The sequence below is a fragment of the Alteromonas sp. a30 genome, from assembly GCF_026788005.1.
Classification (GTDB): Bacteria; Pseudomonadota; Gammaproteobacteria; order Enterobacterales; family Alteromonadaceae; genus Paraneptunicella.
The window spans coordinates 262,410-280,683 of record NZ_JABEPE010000001.1 but is presented as its reverse complement, the minus strand read 5'-3'; the positions used below and the strand labels follow the sequence as shown (position 1 = coordinate 280,683).

The following is an 18,274-nucleotide window of genomic DNA, read 5'->3' as shown; positions in this document are numbered from 1 at the left end:
TTCAAGTAAGGACGCCCATGATTATAGCGTGACAGAAGGGAAACCTTATCCTTTTGGCGCTACTCTAACCTCAACCGGTTGCAACTTTGCACTACACGGCCCTTTTGCCGAAAAGGTTGAGCTGTGTCTCTTTGACGCCGAAGACACGTTAATACAGGCAATACCATTGCCGAAAAAAACCGGTAAGGTTTGGCATGCACATATAAAGGGCGTTCGAGAAGGGGCGCGATATGGCTATCGTGTGACAGGTCCGAATTTACCCGAATTAGGGTTCCGATTTGAACCCAACAAACTGTTGCTCGACCCTTACGCTAAAGCCTTAAGTAAGCCCTATCAATGGGATGCGGAAGCTTATCATGCGAATAATGAACACTGGTCGCCTAAAGCAGTAGTGACTAATCATGATTTTGATTGGCAAGGTACCACCAAGCCCGATTACCCACTCGAAGATGTGATCCTTTATGAAGTCCACGTAAAAGGGATGACTCAGCAGCATCCACAAGTGCCGCCTCAACTTCAAGGTAAGTATTTAGGATTGTGTCATCCTCCAGTGGTAGAACACCTAAAGACGCTCGGCGTGACTTCCGTACAGCTTTTACCCGTTTCGGCGTTCATGTCCGAGCCTTATATTGCTAATAAAGGGTTGTGCAACTATTGGGGCTATAATCCTGTTAACTTTTTCTCGCCCGATCCGCGCTATGCCGTTAACGATGCGGTCGTTGAATTTAAAACGATGGTAAGGACTTTCCATCAAGCAGGGATCGAGGTTATCCTTGATGTGGTTTTCAATCACACCGCTGAAGGCGGTACTGACGGTCCTATTTTGTCGTTTCGAGGAATCGACAACAGCGCATTTTATTTATTTGAAAGAAATGAGTCCGGCGGAAGCCAATATCAGCGGCTAATCAATAATTCTGGGTGCGGCAATAGTGTCAACACGGCACATCATTATCCCATGCGAATGGTATTAGATGCATTACGGTATTGGTATCAAGAGATGGGGGTAGACGGGTTTCGGTTTGATTTAGCAGCCAGCTTAGGTCGTGATCCCTATGAGTTTTCCAGTGACTCCGGTTTTTTCAGAGCGTTACGACAAGATCCTATATTGCATACCGCTAAGCTCATTGCTGAGCCTTGGGACATTGGCGTTGGTGGGTATCGTTTAGGGCAATTTCCCAGTAATTGGGTAGAGTGTAACGATAAATATCGTGACAACGTGCGAGGGTTTTGGCGTGGTGATAAGGGCTTAACCAGCGAATTTGCAACCCGTTTACTGGGTTCCAGAGATGTTTTTTGGAAGAACCACAGGCACCCGCAATCGTCAGTGAATTACATTGCTTATCATGATGGTTTTACCTTGCATGATTTGGTGAGTTATAACGAAAAGCACAATGAAGCAAATCTTGAAGGCAATCGTGATGGACACGGTCATAATGTGTCTTTCAATTATGGTGAAGAAGGCGAAACATTAAATCACGATATAAATCTGACTCGAGAGCGACAAAAGCGCAATCTCATTACCACATTAATGCTATCGCAAGGCATACCGCATTTTTTGGGGGGAGATGAGTTAAGTCGAAGTCAGCAGGGCAATAACAATGCCTACTGTCAAGATAATCCAATAAGTTGGTACAATTGGAAGTTGGATGCGTTATCGGAAGATTTCTTGGAGTTTTGTGCCTTTGTTATTCATTTGCGAAAACACAGTAAATTGCTTCGTCATTTAAATCAAAGTGATGACAGCTATTTAAGTGGGCGTAATGTTAAGCAGGTGTGCTGGCTTCGACCTGACGGTAAGGACAAGGTTGAGGATGATTGGCATGATCACGATAACCAAGCATTTGCTGTTCAACTTGAAGGTGATGACGATGTGGGGGAGCATTGGTTTATTTTATTCAATGCCGCAGACCATGACGTTAAATTCAACATGCCATCGTTAAAAGATGGCCAAACTTGGCAAATGCAACTTGATACCCGTTATCAGAAGCTAGGCGAAGTACCTAGCTTGTTGGTAAAGGATGACTTTGTGCAAGCCTATCGTAGTTTAGCGATTTTTAAAGCGAGTTAATCCAACCACCTGTTGCTTGTACAGGTACGCCGTTTTCTTCGATCCATGCTGCCCACGCTAATTTACCTGCTTCTTTAGCAATGTTTGGAATATCCGGGGCTGAGCCTTCAAATGTGAGGTCATTGTCCAAAGCACGATAGCTTTTATGGTTCAGTACAACAAAGTCATGCTCCAGTGTTTTGCGCTTATTTTCGCCTCGGGTAATATGGCTGCGAATATCGCTGGCTAGCAGCGCCACATGCAAAACCACATAGTTGGATTCTGACTTCGGTTTATTGAATTCAGCGAATATTGTCTGCTCTTTCACCTTAAAGGTAAGTTGTCCCGGAGTGTCTTTGACTTTGGGTAGGGTGACGGATTTATCGATTCGATGACGAAACCACCCTCGCCATTCTTTGCCATTAACCACAAATTGAGGCGTATAAACTTGGCCGGTTGCGCCACGTCGTTCATATTGATATTGGCGTTGGCTGAAGCGCTGTTTGGCGAATCTATCTTTCCAGCCTATATAATCCCAGTAGTCAACGTGAAAGGCTAGTGGTACATACTTTTGCCACAAGTCGGGATCATGAGTGTATTGGGATAGCCATTTGTCAGCGGGTGGGCAGCTATGGCAACCTTCAGAGCTAAAAAGTTCAATAATCTGAACCCGGTCTTGACCGCTTTGGGCGTAGAATGTTGGTGCATTTTCGGAAGTCATTTGTGCCGATGAAGCTATGACTTGTGCGCTGAAAACACACAAGAAGAAGCTAAAGTAAGAGGAGATAGATTTCACAATTTTTTCCCATTCTAGAATGTCTTGTAAATAAGACCATACGTCAGGGTGAATTTGCTTCATTAGTAACGAAATTGCACAGTTAAAGGGGATATATCAAGGTGTTATCTGCGCGACAAAAACGCTATAATTTGTGCCCAATCGGACGGTAAGTCTAGTATTTAAGCAACCTCAATTGTCAAGGTATCAAAAATGAGTTCTACGGTTAACAATACTCTGTGCGATATTGGTTTTATCGGTCTGGGTGTAATGGGTAAAAATATTGCACTCAACTTGGCCGATAATGGGTATAAAATTGCCTGTTTTGATTTGGATGCAGACAAGGTTGCTGCGGCAATTGAGCAAGATCAGGAGGAAACCGGAAAGGGTGAACCTCGCTTGTTTGCTTGTCGTTCTTATACCGAACTGTTAGGGCGACTAAAAACGCCGCATTTAATCATTCTTTCTGTACCAGCGGGTGAGCCAGTTGACCACGTTTGTCATCGCCTTATTGATGCAGGCATTGAGCCAGATGATATTGTTATCGACACTGGCAATAGCCTTTGGACAGACTCCGTAGAGCGTGAAAAGCAATATCGCGGTAAATTTATCTTTTTCTCCACAGCCGTTTCCGGTGGTGAAGTCGGGGCGCGTTTTGGTCCTTCATTAATGCCTTCTGGCGACCCTTATGCGTGGACACGTATAGAGCCTATCTTTTATGCAATTGCGGCTAAAGTTGATCCGGTAACAGGCAAACCCATTGAGTCTTATGAACCGGGTAAACCAGTAAAAGAAGGGGAGCCGTGCGCAACCTACATTGGCCCAGTTGGCGCAGGGCATTTTGTAAAAATGGTTCACAATGGCATTGAATATGCGGATATGCAGCTTATTTGCGAAGCCTATCATCTATTGCGTGATGGGCTTAGCCTCAATCCAAAAGAAATTGCCGCTATTTTCCGTGATTGGAATCAGGGTTTGTTAAATAGTTACTTGATGGAAATCAGTGCAGAAGTATTAGAAGAAGATGATGCGGAAACAGGGAAGCCACTTGTCGATGTCATTATGGATAGAGCTGGGCAAAAAGGCACCGGGCGCTGGACAGCCGTAAGCGCTTTAGACGTTGGTAGCCCAGCGACGAGTATCACTCAAGCGGTATTTGCGCGCAGCTTATCCAGCTTTAAACAAGAGCGTGTTGCGGCTTCAAAGGTGTTGCAAAAGCCCGAAGCAACACTTATCTCCGAAGCTGATAAACAAGCCTTTATTATCGCTTTAAGGGATGCCTTATATTGCTCAAAAATCTGTGCTTATGCACAAGGTTTTCAGCTAATGGACATCGCTTCAAAAGAACATGGGTGGTCGTTAGATTTCGCCGGGATTGCGAAGATTTGGCGCGCAGGTTGTATCATCCGAGCGGTGTTTTTGCAGTCTATTGCCAATGCTTACGAGAAAAACGACGGGTTAACGAATTTATTGCTTGATCCTTTTTTCGTGGAGCAAATAGGTCAATATCAGCAAAATTGGCGTAAGACAATAGCAGATGCCGTTTTAATTGGGGTACCGGTTTCTGCCATGTCTTCTGCCTTGCATTATTATGATGCTTATCGTAGTGAGACTTTGCCAGCTAACTTATTGCAAGGACAAAGGGATTTCTTTGGTGCTCACACATTCGAAAGAGTGGATAAGGCCCCTGGCAAAAAGTATCACGTAGATTGGAGTAAGCCCGGCCGCCCTCAATACCCTATTAAGAGTTAATTTACGATGCAGTAGTTTATGCGTAGGAGATAAAAAATGAAGTTAACTGAAGAACAGTGGCGAGAAAAGCTGACCGAAGAAGAGTTTAGAGTGTGTCGGAAGGCTGGCACTGAAAGGCCCTTTACGGGGGATTTATTGGAGGTTAACGCATTGGGACAGTTTGTTTGCACCTGCTGTCAAAAATTATTGTTTGTCTCCGAGCATAAGTTCGATGCTGGCTGTGGTTGGCCTTCCTTTTTTGAAGAGGCAGTGCCTGGCAATATCAGTTACCTTGAAGATTTGAGCCACGGGATGCATCGTATCGAAATCGTCTGCTCAAATTGTGATGCACACCTTGGTCATGTGTTTGATGATGGGCCTAAACCGACAGGAAAAAGGTACTGTGTTAACTCGGTTTCTTTAAAATTTAAACCCGCAGACACCGTTGACTAGGCACTGCTTTTCATTGCCGTGATAAGAAATTTGACCCTGCGTGCGTCATTATTGGTTAACTATTTACCACGCACGCCAAACTTTACATAAAATTTAAAAATAATAATAAAAATAATAGTGTAATTGAGTTACAGATTGAGCTTCACTCGAGGTGCTACGAAATCTCGGCTTTGAATATGCTTTATATAATATTTTGCGGTTTTCTTAATCGCATTCACGTTGCCGTTACTTTGAATAACTAAGGTTTCAATTTGCGGTAAATCTAAATTATCAGCATCAAACTCTCGTGCAATATAACCCCATTTATAAGCCGATTCATAATCTTCTAATTTAATAAATATATTGGTTAGGCTCTTAAAAATATCAGGGTTGATTTCATCACCTTCTTGGTATAACTCCAGCGCATGGTAAAGCGACGTAATCGCCTTTTCCTGATCAAATTTGACGTAATAAGATGCGAGCGCAATTTGCAGATCGGGCGTTTCTAGCAAACCGATGTCTCTATAGCTCAAAAACTTCTCAAGATGTGACTCTGAACCGAATCTAGACCAGTGGTAAAAGAGTAGGTTGGGGTTGTCCGAGTCGCGCGTGTCTCTTGTTAGCGCAATTAATTCCCGCTCTGTAGCGAGTAATGCCTTTACCCTTGCGGTTTTCTTTTCTTTTAATTTAATGTGTTCAATTTGTGCGGCTTTACTAATACACGCTTTATAAGCTTCATAGTTTAAAAGAAGCTTATATTTGTAATCTTCATCCGGTATGAGAAAGTTTTGATATTTATTTTTAATGATGTTTGATTTTTCAGCGCGGCACCATCCGTCAGGATTAAGATTCAGGCACATTTGGGGATGTTCTTCGCAAATATCTGCCACGCTTTTTTCGAAAAACTCACTGCATCCGCTGATTAATAAAAGCCCTAAAAGCAGGGGGGGTAAACGCATATACTCTCACTTTTTGTATGAAAAATTACGTAAAAAAGTCCATTAAACGTTAACTTGAAGATAAATCTGAAAATTTTCAACAATTTGGAACATCAACGTACAACTTTTAAAATAGTGCTCCTTTGATTGATAAGCAATATTGAGTATCACTAATTGATCCCTGGCGCGTTACTTCTCATCTACGATGGTAACAGACCAAAGACTAAGAGGTTGTTATTTAGAATGAACCAACAGTATGAACAAGAGCTTCTTGATAGTTGGCAAGAAAGACAAGAATACGCTGAGCAAATGATCCCTATGTTAGGGAAGCTTTACCGTGAAAAAGCGGTTGAGTTCACTATTTTGGGTAAACCTCTTTTAGGTGCCAGTACGATTGAGATTATCAAAGCGCACCGCAGTGTACGTTTACACAGAGAACAGAAACTAAAGGTCCGTTACAGTTGGTCTTTATTAGAAAGATTAACCCATATGGAGTTGGCACCAGCAACCATTGACTTAGGTCAATTGGCCTATGGTTATTATCATGAAGATCGTGCTCAAGGGTTGGATATTAAAGACTACCTTGAACGTGAACTGGCCGATATTTTGAATACGCAAGACGATCATCAAGCGCAAGATGTTGTGTTGTATGGTTTTGGCAGAATAGGTCGCTTGTTAGCGCGTTTGCTAATTAATCGTCAGGGTAAAAACAATAAGATGCGATTGCGAGCGATTGTTGTTCGCGGTGGTAAAGACGGTGATTTGGAAAAACGAGCCAGTTTATTGCGTCGAGATTCCGTGCACGGTCCATTTAATGGCAGTATTACGGTCGACAATGAACGTAGTGCATTAAAGGCAAATGGTGCATTTATTCAAGTCATTTATGCCGACAAGCCTGAAGATGTCGATTACACTCAGTACGGAATCAATCATGCATTGGTTATTGATAACACTGGCGCATGGCGTGACGAAGAAGGTTTAGGTCGTCATTTAAAGGCGAAAGGCGCTGCGAAAGTGTTATTAACTGCTCCGGGCAAAGGCGATATTAAAAATATCGTTTATGGCGTGAATCATGGTGATATCGAACTAAGCGATAGCATCATGTCAGCAGCGAGTTGTACCACTAACGCTATCACTCCAGTATTGAAAGCCATTGATGAAGCTTTCGGTATCGATAATGGACACGTTGAAACGGTTCATTCCTATACCAACGATCAAAATTTGATTGATAACTACCACAAAGCAGATCGTCGGGGCCGCAGCGCACCAATGAATATGGTTATTACTGAAACAGGGGCGGCGAAGGCTGTGTCTAAAGCGTATCCAAAATTGAAAGGTAAACTAACCGGTAATGCGATTCGTGTTCCTACGCCAAATGTGTCGATGGCAATTTTGAATTTGAATTTAGACAAAGAGGCCAGCAAGGAAGAGATTAACGAGTTCTTGCGTGAAAAGTCATTGTTCTCCGACATGCAAGAGCAAATTGATTTCACTGCTTCAACAGAAATTGTTTCTACTGATCTGGTAGGTTCTCGAGCGGCTTGTGTGGTTGACTCTCAGGCAACCATTACTTCTGGGAATCGAGCGACATTGTACCTGTGGTATGACAATGAATTTGGATACAGTTGTCAGGTTGTTCGTGTTGCTATGGCAATGTCGGGACTGACATTCAAAACATTACCTCAGTGGTAAATGGTTAAGTAATCCCCTCTAAAGGCTTGGTATTTCCAAGCCTTTTTCTTTAGGTTTCCCAGCCTAGGCTTGCGTCTTGAATCAATGGAGTATAAATTGCTCCGAAATCGTTAGCCTAATATTCCTGTTCTTATTTAATACCGTAATTTAATACGCAGGGATAAGACGCACAGTCGTGTGTTTAACATTCCTCATAATGAGAAGCTTACTAATAGGATGACTATGTCTTTTTCCACTAAATTGAAAGGCTTATTTACGCGCAAAACCCTGTTTCGTTTTGTAAGAGAAATCATCATTCTAGCGGTGATTTTAATTGCGCTACAGATGTGGCGAACCAAGGACATGTTGCCAACAGATGGAAGTATTACTGTAGAGCCTATGCAGACGGTATCACTAACCGGTAAAGAAATGACTTTGGCTAAAGGTACTGAACGCACATTGTTGTACTTTTTCGCGCCTTGGTGTCGGGTATGCAACTGGAGTATTGGGAGTCTTGCTGACCTAGGTGATACCAGCCTTAATATCGTTCCCGTTGCAATGGATTATGAGTCATTAGAAGAAGTACAAGATTTTGTGGATAGGCATGATATGGATGTTGATGTCGCTCTTGGAAATAACGAAATCAAAAAGCATTTCGAGATCAAAGGTTATCCGAGTTACTACTTATTAGATGAAAATAAACAAGTCATAGCAAAACACTTCGGCTACACCACATCAACACAAATTAAACTGCAAAACTGGTTGGCGCTGTAGTCATGACACAGTACCAGTGTGGTCTAACATCGCACATTTTAAGCAACCAACCTGAAACCACATAAGCGTGGGATGGATTGCATAGCCTTTTGTGCTAGATTAGCGGCTCAATGCCAATAAGGATTATAAAAACATGAGAATAAGTTGCAATTTCGACGGCGGTAATATCGAAGTCCTCAACGCCGATGCGCCGAATAACATCCAACTTAGCATACGAAAAGATAATCAATCAGAGTTCGCACAGTGGTTCTACTTCAAGTTAGAAACTGAAACAATGGTTGAACATAAAATGACAATTGTTGATCTTGATAAGTCCGCTTACCCCAGCGGTTGGCCTGGCTACCATGCTGTAGCATCTTACGATCGCGCTGAATGGTTCCGTGTTCCTAGCACTTTCGAAAACAATCAGCTTCATATCGAATTTATTCCTGAGCAAGAAGTGACCTATTTTGCTTACTTTGCCCCTTATTCTTACGATCAACATCTGAATTTACTCGCTTGGGCCCAATCTGATTATCAATGTCGACAAGAGCATCTAGGGGAAACGCTTGATGGTCGTGATATGACCTTATTAGTGATTGGTGAAGAAGATCAGAACAAGCACAAAATTTGGGTAACAGCACGTCAGCATCCCGGCGAAACTATGGCCGAGTGGCTAGTAGAAGGTTTGTTAGCTCGTTTACTGGACGAAGATGACGGTGTTGCACGTCGGTTACTGGATAAAGCGGTGTTTTATGTTGTACCCAATATGAACCCAGATGGGTCTGTACGAGGACACCTTCGCACAAATGCCGCTGGCGTGAATTTAAATCGAGAATGGGCAGAGCCAACACTAGAAAAGAGCCCTGAAGTTTTTCATGTTTTAAACAAAATGAAAGCGGTTGGGGTAGATTTATTCCTTGATGTACATGGTGACGAGGCAATTCCATATAACTTCGTAGCTGGTTGTGAAGGAAATCCCGGATACAATGACCGTTTGGCGTCGCTTGAGAAAAACTTTGTTGAGGCATTATTGCTTGTGACGCCTGAGTTCCAAAATAAATTCGGTTATCCAAAAGATGCACCGGGAAAAGCGAATCTCACTATTGCTTGTAATGCTGTTGGTGAGCGCTTCTCTTGTTTAGCATACACCTTAGAAATGCCATTTAAAGACAACGACAATTTGCCTGATCCCCTCTATGGATGGTCGCCTGTGCGATGCAAACAGTTGGGAGAAGATGTGCTCGTTGCCATGAATTCGGTCGTTGATAACCTAAGATAACGTCAACTGCGTTAGCTTTGGTATAACAAAATAATTAACAGTTGAGAGAACAATAACAACAAGAGGAAAAAGTTTTGGAAGCTTTAGGCAACTTTTTGCTGCTGCTAGACAGCTATTTAGGGAGTTCTGCATGGTTCCCCTATGCGTTACTAGGTGTGGGTTTATTCTTCACCCTTTATTTGAAATTTCCACAAGTTCGTTACTTTAAGCACGCCATTAACGTCGTGCGTGGTAAATACGATAAAAACGAAGACCCTGGTGATACATCACACTTTCAAGCACTTGCCACAGCACTTTCAGGTACCGTCGGCACAGGGAATATCAGTGGTGTTGCTTTAGCCATCTTCTTGGGTGGTCCAGCGGCTTTATTCTGGATGTGGGTAACTGCCTTCTTTGGTATGACAACTAAATTCGTAGAAGTGACCCTATCTCACAAATATCGTGTACAAACCGCTGATGGCACAATGGCGGGTGGCCCCATGTACTACATGGATCGTCGCTTAAACATGAAATGGTTAGCCGTTGGGTTTGCCATTGCAACCGTCGTTAGTTCGTTCGGTACTGGGAACTTACCACAAATTAACGGTATTTCTACCAGTATGGAGGCTACGTTTGGCGTAGAGCCCATGTTAACTGGTGGCGTCCTTGCTGTGTTACTTGGCTTGGTTATTCTAGGTGGGATCAAACGTATCGCAGCAGTTACATCACGCGTTGTTCCATTGATGGCCGCCATTTACATTGTTGGTGCATTAGCCGTTATTTTTTATAACATCGAAAATATCGCTCCATCTTTTGTTGCTGTTATTGGTGATGCCTTTACTGGCTCAGCGGCGGCTGGGGGCTTCCTTGGGGCGAGTTTCGCCTACGCCTTTAATCGGGGAGTAAACCGTGGTTTATTTTCCAATGAAGCGGGTCAAGGTTCCGCTCCTATTGCTCACGCATCGGCGAAAGCTCATGAACCCGTTTCAGAAGGGGTAGTATCTATTCTAGAGCCATTCATTGATACCATTCTTATCTGTACCCTAACGGGTTTGGTAATTTTGTCTTCTGGAGTATGGAAAGAGAAATTTGAGAATGAGTTTGATCGTACAGACATGGTTATCGTTGCAGGTATTTATTCTCAAGAAAATGAGTCAGACAGAAAAGAGCTATATGGTTATTTGAATAGCACTGGAGACAATACGGTAGCCCCATTTAATGGCAAGATTGAAGTGGTTGGTGGTAAAGCATTGAATCAAGATTTTACCATTATTAATGCGCGCTCAATTGCGGAAGATGTGACTTTTAGCGTTGGGGACAAAGAAGATGTCTTTAATGGGCAGTTACTCATTGTTGACGGTAAACTGGTCAAACAGAACATTATTGTCACCGGTAAGTCTTTGATTCACTCAGCAAAACTCACTACTAAAGCGTTTACTCGCGGATATTTTGGTGATTCAGGTCAGTACATTGTGTCAATAGGGTTATTGTTATTTGCCTTCTCGACGGCTATTTCGTGGTCATATTACGGCGACCGCGCAATGACTTATCTGTTGGGACCCAAGTCAGTTATGCCATATCGCGTATTTTACGTCGCAGGCTTCTTTTGGGCATCCTTTTCGGATACAACGTTAGTGTGGTACTTGTCCTATGTTGCGATTGTTGTGATGACACTGCCTAACTTGCTTGGCATTTTCATGCTACGCAAAGAAATGAAACAAACCGTAACAGACTACTGGCAAGAGTTCGACAAAGAAAATAAAGGCGACAAAGCATAGTATTTCAGGGGTTTCTCCCCGCTTTGACGTTTAAAAAGGGCAGTGGATAAGGTATAGTTCGCGAAGTTAATAACGGAGTGAACAATGGCTCTAACCAACTGCCCTTCTTGTTCTAAGCGTATTTCCGATAAAGCAAAAACATGCTCACATTGTGGATTTACCATAGGAACAGCAACAGAAGAAGATGTATTACGCCAAAAGCGATTGCAACAAATAAAGAAATCTCAATCCTTTAATAACCAATCCCTGCTTGCGATGATGTTGTTCATCGTTAGCTTTGCATATATGTATTGGGGTGGTTCTCGCCCTACAGAAATAGAATATTACGTCGCGATGACATGTGCTGGGGTCGGTTTGTTCTGGTACGTAATAAATCGTGTCCGAATGACGATATATAAGAAATTCAAATAATGAATGTTGAACACCTTTTACAGTCGATGACTGAAGAAACCTATCATAAATTAAGCCGAGCTGTGGAAACTGGAAAATGGCTTGATGGGAATCCACTAACGGAAGAACAACGCTCTGTTTGTATGCAGGCTGTAATGCTTTATCAGGCAAAAGTTATGCAGTCTAAAGAGCATTTTACTGTTGGTTCAGACGGTGAAATCGTCACCAAAAGTCGTGAAACATTGAAGAATCAATTTGCTGATCAAGCAAGCATTGCCCGGTTTAAACAGGATGATATTTAAAAGACTTTTCCAACCCAAGCATCAACACAAAGATCCTGCGGTTCGTATTCAAGCACTACAACAACTTAACCCCCAAGAACCTCAGCAAAAAACGATTTTGCATGAGCTTGCTTTCAACGACAGTGAAGCGTCGGTGAGCTTGGCAGCATTAGGTCGGCTTAATAATTTCGACCTTTGGTGGAAAATGGCCAATACCGCTAAAGACCAACGAATCGCTAAAAAGGCAAGAGCTAAAGTAGAAAATGCCTTACTTGGGAATGACATAAGTAATGACGGTGTGGCGTTAGATAATGCCACACGTAGAACGTTTATTTTAGAGTGCCAAGATAACGCGTTATTAGAATTGTTACTGCAAGAGCGTGCACTTGATGAAAACGACACAGAGTTGATGCTCGCAGTCATTGATAGATTAAATAAGCCGCAAATTACGCTTAAACTTTTATTATCAACGGCGAACTTCCAATTATCAGAAGCGTTGCTTAACCAGTTAACCGATGAAGCGGATATTGCCCGAGTGGCTAGAAAGGCAAACCATGCGGATTTAGTTGCTTTAGCCAATAAAAAGCTAGCCGCATTTGAAGAACAAAAGGTAAAGCCTGTTCAAATTACTAAAGATGTTCGCTTAGTTTTATCTAAATTATTGGCTTTATGTGATGTCAACGAATACCCGAAATTGGTAGCAGAAAAAGAGGCTTTAACCGCGCGGTTTGCTGCTTTGACCGAGGAGTTTAATTGGTTAAGTGAGGATGTTCGTAGCGAATTTGAACAAAAGTTTGCTGATATTCAAAGCCGTGTTGCTCGAAAAGCAGAGTTGTTGCATGAGGATTGGGCGCGTTTGGAAATTAAGCGTCAATTGCAAAAAGCATTAGAACAGGCACAAAACTTTGGCACCGTAGTTGTCGATGAAATTAATCAATTACTTAACAATGATGTGACGCAGCTAACGCTAGGTGAATTAGAGCGCTGTAATCAGCAAATAGAAAAGGCGGTTAGCCAGCTTGATATGCTATTGGCTCAAGAATTATCCGAGCCTGAGAGACAACAGTTACAAAGCGTTATTTTTAATTTGGAACAAAAGCGTAACAGCTTAGATGACCTACCTGCATTGCAGTTGGCTTTGAAACAAGCTGTAGAGCTTCAACAACAAATTAAAGATAAGGCGCAGCCAAGTGACGTTGCAGAATTGTCGGATGCGAAACAGTTTCTTCATCAAATGACGATGCAATGGAAGGAAATAAAAGCTCCTTATAAGGGCATCTGGCCGAGTCAGGTAGAAACAGAGTGGCAGAATCTTCTTAAACATTGGAAGAAGGCTTTCTCGAAGATAGAAAAGCAAGTCGAAGAAGATTTTAAAAAGTGCCGTGACAAGCTGAATTTTGTCAATGGGCAAATTAATCAGGGGCGCTTTCATAGTGCAATGCGACACTATGAAAAACTGGCTAAACAGTTTGATAATCTGAATGACAGTGCAAAGAAAAAGCTATCCAAAGCATTTGAAAATGTTCGCTCACAAGTAGAGAACCTAAAAGGGTGGCAGGAATATATTGCACAACCGCGTAAGCCAGAAATTTTAGCAGAGGTGGAAGCACTAGCTAAGTCACCGTTACTGCCTGAAGAACAAGCTAAGCGTGTAAAAGCGTTGCGTTATCAATGGACTACATTAGGCAACCTCGGCTCAGAAGAAGATGAGCAAATGAACAAAGCCTTTGATGATTGGTGTGAAGAAGCGTTTAAACCGTGTCGGGCATTCTATGCTGAACAAGATGCTGCGCGTGAACAGAATCTACAGAAAAAAATGGCGTTACTCGATACGCTTGAAGCAACAAATGCGGATGACGTATCGCTTGCTGACTTAGATAGAGCGCTCGCCACTTTTCGCAAGCAATGGAAAAACATTGGTGAGACTGATTATAAGGCAAAGGAGTCGGTGGATACTCGTTACAAGTCTGTCGTTGGAGCAGTAAAAAGCAAGGTGGACGTTTATTATCAGGAAAACGCTGCCTTGAAACAGGCTTTGATTGATCAAGCTCAAGCGCTTTTGGTGGAGGATGACTGGAAACAGGCGACACAAAAGGCGAAGTTGTTACAGGAAGAATGGAAAGGTGTTGGGCGTGTGCAGAGTAAGGTTGAAAAGTCGTTGTGGGAAACATTCCGTAATGTTAATGACCAAATTTTTGCTAAGCGTGATCAAGTAGTAGAACAGCAAAACGCGCTCTTTGAAGCCAATAGTTCAGCATTACAAGAACAAATACAGGAAATGGAGACGCGCATTGCTGACGCAAAATCTCCAAATGATATTGCTGAGTTAGAACAGGCTTTTGTAGAGCTTGATAATGCGCTAGCCCAATTGCCGCATGCTCTATCCAAGAGCCTGAAAGCGAAAGTGCGTAATCTTAAAACTAATCTTGCGGAAAAGCGTAAGCATTATGCCGACAACAAAACTCTAAAGGTGTACCAAAGTATCCTTGATGCACTCGCTGCGTGGGAAGAAGGCGAAGCTGAGTTAGATGCAGAGGTAGGCAATGCGTGGAAGCAAGCTTTCGCAGGAAAAGTCGGGTTTGAGCAAGGGGCTTTTGATGGTTTCGATAGAGCAGCATTAACACTGGTTATGGAAATTACCGCGGGAGTAGAAAGTCCCGACAGCGAACATGCAAAGAGGAAGGATATTCAGCTGCAACTGATGGCCAGCAAGCTACAGGATGGTGAAGCGTTAGGTATGGATGCGCTCCTACAGTTGTGGATCAGTCAAGGCCCGTTGTCGCCGGAAGATAAAGCGTTATTATCAAGAGTGACTCCTTTGTTCTTGGCGAAATAACGAGTACAACACTTAGTGTAGCCAGCTTAGTAATTTGGGCTGGCTAAAGTGAATTAGCCAATAATCTTCTGATTATTAAACACCTATTCCTCCTCTTCGTGACGACTTCCATGTACGCTCTGTAGCTGCTTGAATTTGGAACAGGTATTGAGTTCGAGTTATTTATCAGGAAGACTCAGTTCACCTTTTAAATTCTGTGAAAGCTGTAGCCTTAAGCGTTCAATACTTTCTCGTTTGCTCAACAAATAATGAAGCTTAGCTAAGGCTGCTTCTGGTGTCATGTCTCGTCCTGATACAACTCCCACGTCTTGAAGCGCATGCCCTGTAGCGTAGCCTCCCATATTGACTTTTCCTCGTAAGCATTGGGTGCAATTGACAATAACGATGTCATTTTCGTTAGCGATACGTAATTGCTCCAAGATGGCGTTATTTTGGGGTGCGTTGCCCACGCCGTAGCTAAGCAAAATCATGGCATTGACGGGTTGTTGCAGTGTGTTTTTTAGCACGTCGGCGCTAATGCCGGGGTACAAGGTGATCACGCCGACTGGTTGCGACTCAACCTTTGCTACGGTTAACGTAGATTGCGAAGCTGGCTGTTTTACTGTTCCATTGATTAACTCGATATTGATACCGGCAACGAGCAATGGTCTAAAGTTGGGCGAATCGAATGCATCGAAACCATCGGCGTCTAATTTTCTGCTTCGATTACCGCGTAATAATTTATTGTTAAAAAATAGGCTAACTTCTGGGATAGGGTAGTTCGCTGCAATATAAAGGGCGTTTAATAGGTTTACTTGTCCATCTGATCGCAGTTCTGCTAGTGGGATTTGAGAACCTGTGACAATGACTGGTTTTTCCAAATTCTCCAGCATAAAAGACAAAGCAGATGCGGTGTATGACATGGTGTCAGTACCGTGCAGAATGATAAATCCATCGTAGGCTTCATAATTATTTTGAATATCTTCGGCAATTTGATTCCAATGACTTGGATTCATATCGGAGGAGTCAATTAGATGAGGGTATTCGTGAAGTGTAAATGTTGGCATTTCTGCACGATGAAATTCGGGCATGCGGCTTAGGGTTTCTGCAAGGTAGCCAGCAACGGGAATATACCCATTGTTTGATGCCCGCATACCAATAGTGCCGCCAGTATAGGCGATGTAGATTTTCTTCTTCATAAGGATAGAAATTGCAATTTTCTTTATATTTTATTCTAACGTTTTATCTGTGCTAGGAATACCGACTATTCGTCATTTGGAAAGGGAAGTGGGGCATTACCAATCGCTATGGTATGAAAGGAAAGTTGGGCCAACAAGTGTTTTACGAGTTAGCCCAAAAACATGAAGTCGACGCTATAGTTCACACATTAAACAGTAAGCGTAAGTTCCGTAAGGGTCGTTAAACTTGGTAAAGGTCTCTAACTCTTTAGATACCTTGTTAAATTCGGTAAACAAAGTACTTTGCGGTAGTTTAATTCCCATATGTTTAACAATGAATTTGCCGGCGTTATCAAAGAACTCTTTCCAGAACAGTTCTTTACCGGAAAGTGTCGGTTCAACATATTCAATGCCATAGTTTTCTATATTAGCTAGTTGTGCCGCTGATGTAATCGCTTCATCAAGTGTACCCAACTCATCTACCAAACCAATCTCCTTCGCTTTTTCACCAATCCAAACACGACCTTGCGCAATTTCATCTACACGCTCTTTTGTCATGTCTCGTTCTTTAGCAACCAAGCTTATGAATTTTTCATAACCTCTTTCCGTGCTGCGTTGGAAAACGTCTGCGATATCTGGGTTAAGCGTTCTTGATGGGCTTAATCCAACAAAGTCGGTCGTTCCTATGCCATCGGTTTGGATTCCGAGATATTTGAGTGAATCTTCATAGGTTAAGAACATTCCAAAGATGCCAATTGAGCCGGTAATCGTAGAAGGACTTGCCCAAATTTGATCTGCACTGGCTGAAATCCAATATCCTCCAGAGGCGGCAAGTGAACTCATCATAGCGACAACGGGTTTATTCGCTTCTTTAAGTAATTCTATTTCTTGGCGAATAACTTCCGAGGCAAAGGCACTGCCTCCCGGAGAATCAACATGCAGCACTACTGCATTGATAGAGTCGTCTAATCGGGCTTTTCTTAGCAAGCGGGCGGTGCTATCACCACCGATGGTTCCAGGTTTTTGATTCCCGCCAAAGATAGTCCCTTTGGCCACTACGATACCGATGTTTTGGCTTTGTTTATTAAGGTTGAAAGGTGACTTCACAGATTTTAAATATTCTTCGTAGCTTACATGATTAAAGCCAATCTTGGTGTCGTTTCCGCCAACCAAATTCACCATTTCAACACGAATTGCTTCGCGTGTTTTCAAAGCATCAACCCATTGGTTATCCAAGGCGAACTGGGCAAAGTCATTATTGGATTTTGCAAATTTTTCTTTAAAAGCCTGAATGTCTTCGTCAAAATTATTGATGTCGAAACGTCTGGCTGATGCAACGTCAGCCTTATATTGCTGCCATAAAGAGGACAACCAAGCTTTGTTGGCTTCTTTTGCTGCATCAGACATATCGTCGCGAATAAAAGGTTCAATAGCGGATTTGAACGTACCTACTTTAAAAATGTGAGCTTTTGCTTTTAGCTTCTCAAGTGCTGATTTGAAGTACATTCTATAGCGACCATAGCCTTCAATGAGTACCATGCCCATCGGGTTGAGGTACAGATGGTCTGCATGGCTTGCGAGGTAATATTGAGTTTGCGTGTAAAAGTCTCCAATGGCATACACAGGCTTACCAGAGGCCTTAAAGCGCTCGATCGCTCGGGCAATTTCTCTGAGTTTGTCTTGTCCGGCGTTTTTTAATCCACCCAAAGATAAAATCATGGTTTTAATTCTTGCATCACCAGCAGCTTCATCAATGGCAAAAACTACGTCTCTTAGCAAAACTTCAGGATTTGAAGGTTGTTGATCAGTTGTTTCCATTAGTATTTCATCAAATGGGTCGATCATTTCCTTTTCGATGACAATATTTCCGCTTAGATTAAGAATAAATGCAGATTCTTTTGGAACCGCGATTTTCCCATCGTCCGCAAATATCGCGGCAATAATTGCTATCGCGATGAAAATGAATATTAGATTAAAGAACAATCGGCGGGAGAAATTTAAAATACTCCAAATGCCGATGAAAAATCGAGAAAACCAGCTTTTTTCTGAGGCCATAAATAAACACTTCTATTACGTTGGTAAGGTTTAACCCTACAATGATGTGTAAGATTCTTATACATTAATCCTAACTAAAGAGTCTGTTACATGAAAATTTCAATTGTAATTTTTTATATAAGAAATTACTTCACATGTTAAATAGTTGCGTTACACTAACGCTCAAACA

14 protein-coding genes are annotated in these 18,274 nt (G+C 42.4%); 10 read left to right on the top strand and 4 right to left on the bottom strand.

Annotated features, from left to right (window positions below):
- The first annotated feature begins 28 nt into the window (after positions 1–28).
- Positions 29–2,068: a glycogen debranching protein GlgX gene (glgX, locus tag HJG39_RS01185; RefSeq protein ID WP_268406263.1), complete on the top strand. Its 2,040-nt coding sequence runs from the start codon at positions 29–31 to the stop codon at positions 2,066–2,068.
- On the opposite strand, the gene HJG39_RS01180 is transcribed toward glgX, so the two are convergent.
- Complete coding sequence (locus tag HJG39_RS01180; RefSeq protein ID WP_268405794.1) at positions 2,055–2,906, bottom strand: DUF1223 domain-containing protein; 852 nt, start codon at positions 2,904–2,906, stop codon at positions 2,055–2,057. The two genes, glgX and HJG39_RS01180, sit on opposite strands and share 14 nt — an antisense overlap.
- A gap of 129 nt (positions 2,907–3,035) precedes the next feature.
- Here HJG39_RS01180 and gndA point away from each other — a divergent pair, with 129 nt between their 5' ends.
- Positions 3,036–4,574: an NADP-dependent phosphogluconate dehydrogenase gene (gene gndA, locus HJG39_RS01175; protein WP_268405791.1), complete on the top strand. Its 1,539-nt coding sequence runs from the start codon at positions 3,036–3,038 to the stop codon at positions 4,572–4,574.
- A 36-nt stretch (positions 4,575–4,610) separates the two neighbouring features.
- A complete protein-coding gene (msrB, locus tag HJG39_RS01170; RefSeq protein WP_268405788.1) occupies positions 4,611–5,006 on the top strand; it encodes a peptide-methionine (R)-S-oxide reductase MsrB in 396 nt (131 codons plus the stop codon).
- A 128-nt stretch (positions 5,007–5,134) separates the two neighbouring features.
- Here the strand turns inward: msrB and HJG39_RS01165 are convergent, their stop codons facing one another.
- Positions 5,135–5,944, bottom strand: coding sequence for a DUF2989 domain-containing protein (locus tag HJG39_RS01165; protein WP_268405785.1), 810 nt, complete (start codon positions 5,942–5,944; stop codon positions 5,135–5,137).
- A 222-nt stretch (positions 5,945–6,166) separates the two neighbouring features.
- Here HJG39_RS01165 and HJG39_RS01160 point away from each other — a divergent pair, with 222 nt between their 5' ends.
- From HJG39_RS01160 to HJG39_RS01130, 7 genes are all read left to right on the top strand, one after another.
- Entirely contained in the window at positions 6,167–7,615 is a 1,449-nt protein-coding gene (locus HJG39_RS01160) for a glyceraldehyde-3-phosphate dehydrogenase (RefSeq protein ID WP_268405782.1), read from the top strand.
- A 222-nt stretch (positions 7,616–7,837) separates the two neighbouring features.
- Complete coding sequence (locus HJG39_RS01155) at positions 7,838–8,368, top strand: TlpA family protein disulfide reductase (RefSeq protein ID WP_268405779.1); 531 nt, start codon at positions 7,838–7,840, stop codon at positions 8,366–8,368.
- Between the two features lie 133 nt (positions 8,369–8,501).
- Positions 8,502–9,629, top strand: coding sequence for a M14 family metallopeptidase (locus HJG39_RS01150; RefSeq protein ID WP_268405775.1), 1,128 nt, complete (start codon positions 8,502–8,504; stop codon positions 9,627–9,629).
- A 74-nt stretch (positions 9,630–9,703) separates the two neighbouring features.
- The gene (locus tag HJG39_RS01145) at positions 9,704–11,386 is read left to right on the top strand and encodes an alanine/glycine:cation symporter family protein (protein ID WP_268405772.1); all 1,683 of its coding nucleotides are present in this window, start codon (positions 9,704–9,706) and stop codon (positions 11,384–11,386) included.
- 84 nt (positions 11,387–11,470) lie between these two features.
- Complete coding sequence (locus tag HJG39_RS01140) at positions 11,471–11,797, top strand: zinc-ribbon domain-containing protein (protein WP_268405770.1); 327 nt, start codon at positions 11,471–11,473, stop codon at positions 11,795–11,797.
- The gene (locus tag HJG39_RS01135) at positions 11,797–12,078 is read left to right on the top strand and encodes a YeaC family protein (RefSeq protein WP_268405766.1); all 282 of its coding nucleotides are present in this window, start codon (positions 11,797–11,799) and stop codon (positions 12,076–12,078) included. The genes HJG39_RS01140 and HJG39_RS01135 overlap by 1 nt, the downstream gene beginning before the upstream one ends.
- A complete protein-coding gene (locus HJG39_RS01130; protein ID WP_268405763.1) occupies positions 12,068–14,893 on the top strand; it encodes a DUF349 domain-containing protein in 2,826 nt (941 codons plus the stop codon). The genes HJG39_RS01135 and HJG39_RS01130 overlap by 11 nt, the downstream gene beginning before the upstream one ends.
- 158 nt (positions 14,894–15,051) lie before the next feature.
- On the opposite strand, the gene ansA is transcribed toward HJG39_RS01130, so the two are convergent.
- Positions 15,052–16,071, bottom strand: a complete 1,020-nt coding sequence (ansA, locus tag HJG39_RS01125; protein WP_268405760.1) for an asparaginase — start codon at positions 16,069–16,071, stop codon at positions 15,052–15,054.
- Between the two features lie 174 nt (positions 16,072–16,245).
- A complete protein-coding gene (gene sppA / locus HJG39_RS01120) occupies positions 16,246–18,105 on the bottom strand; it encodes a signal peptide peptidase SppA (protein WP_268405757.1) in 1,860 nt (619 codons plus the stop codon).
- Between the last annotated feature and the right edge of the window lie 169 nt (positions 18,106–18,274).

Coding starts and splice junctions, on each gene's coding strand:
- HJG39_RS01150 (WP_268405775.1), top strand. CDS start 8,502: ATGAGAATAAGTTGCAATTTCGACGGCGGTAATATCGAAGTCCTCAAC.
- HJG39_RS01140 (WP_268405770.1), top strand. CDS start 11,471: ATGGCTCTAACCAACTGCCCTTCTTGTTCTAAGCGTATTTCCGATAAA.
- msrB (WP_268405788.1), top strand. CDS start 4,611: ATGAAGTTAACTGAAGAACAGTGGCGAGAAAAGCTGACCGAAGAAGAG.
- HJG39_RS01135 (WP_268405766.1), top strand. CDS start 11,797: ATGAATGTTGAACACCTTTTACAGTCGATGACTGAAGAAACCTATCAT.
- gndA (WP_268405791.1), top strand. CDS start 3,036: ATGAGTTCTACGGTTAACAATACTCTGTGCGATATTGGTTTTATCGGT.
- HJG39_RS01160 (WP_268405782.1), top strand. CDS start 6,167: ATGAACCAACAGTATGAACAAGAGCTTCTTGATAGTTGGCAAGAAAGA.
- sppA (WP_268405757.1), bottom strand. CDS start 18,105: ATGGCCTCAGAAAAAAGCTGGTTTTCTCGATTTTTCATCGGCATTTGG.
- ansA (WP_268405760.1), bottom strand. CDS start 16,071: ATGAAGAAGAAAATCTACATCGCCTATACTGGCGGCACTATTGGTATG.
- HJG39_RS01155 (WP_268405779.1), top strand. CDS start 7,838: ATGTCTTTTTCCACTAAATTGAAAGGCTTATTTACGCGCAAAACCCTG.
- HJG39_RS01180 (WP_268405794.1), bottom strand. CDS start 2,906: ATGAAGCAAATTCACCCTGACGTATGGTCTTATTTACAAGACATTCTA.
- HJG39_RS01130 (WP_268405763.1), top strand. CDS start 12,068: ATGATATTTAAAAGACTTTTCCAACCCAAGCATCAACACAAAGATCCT.
- HJG39_RS01165 (WP_268405785.1), bottom strand. CDS start 5,944: ATGCGTTTACCCCCCCTGCTTTTAGGGCTTTTATTAATCAGCGGATGC.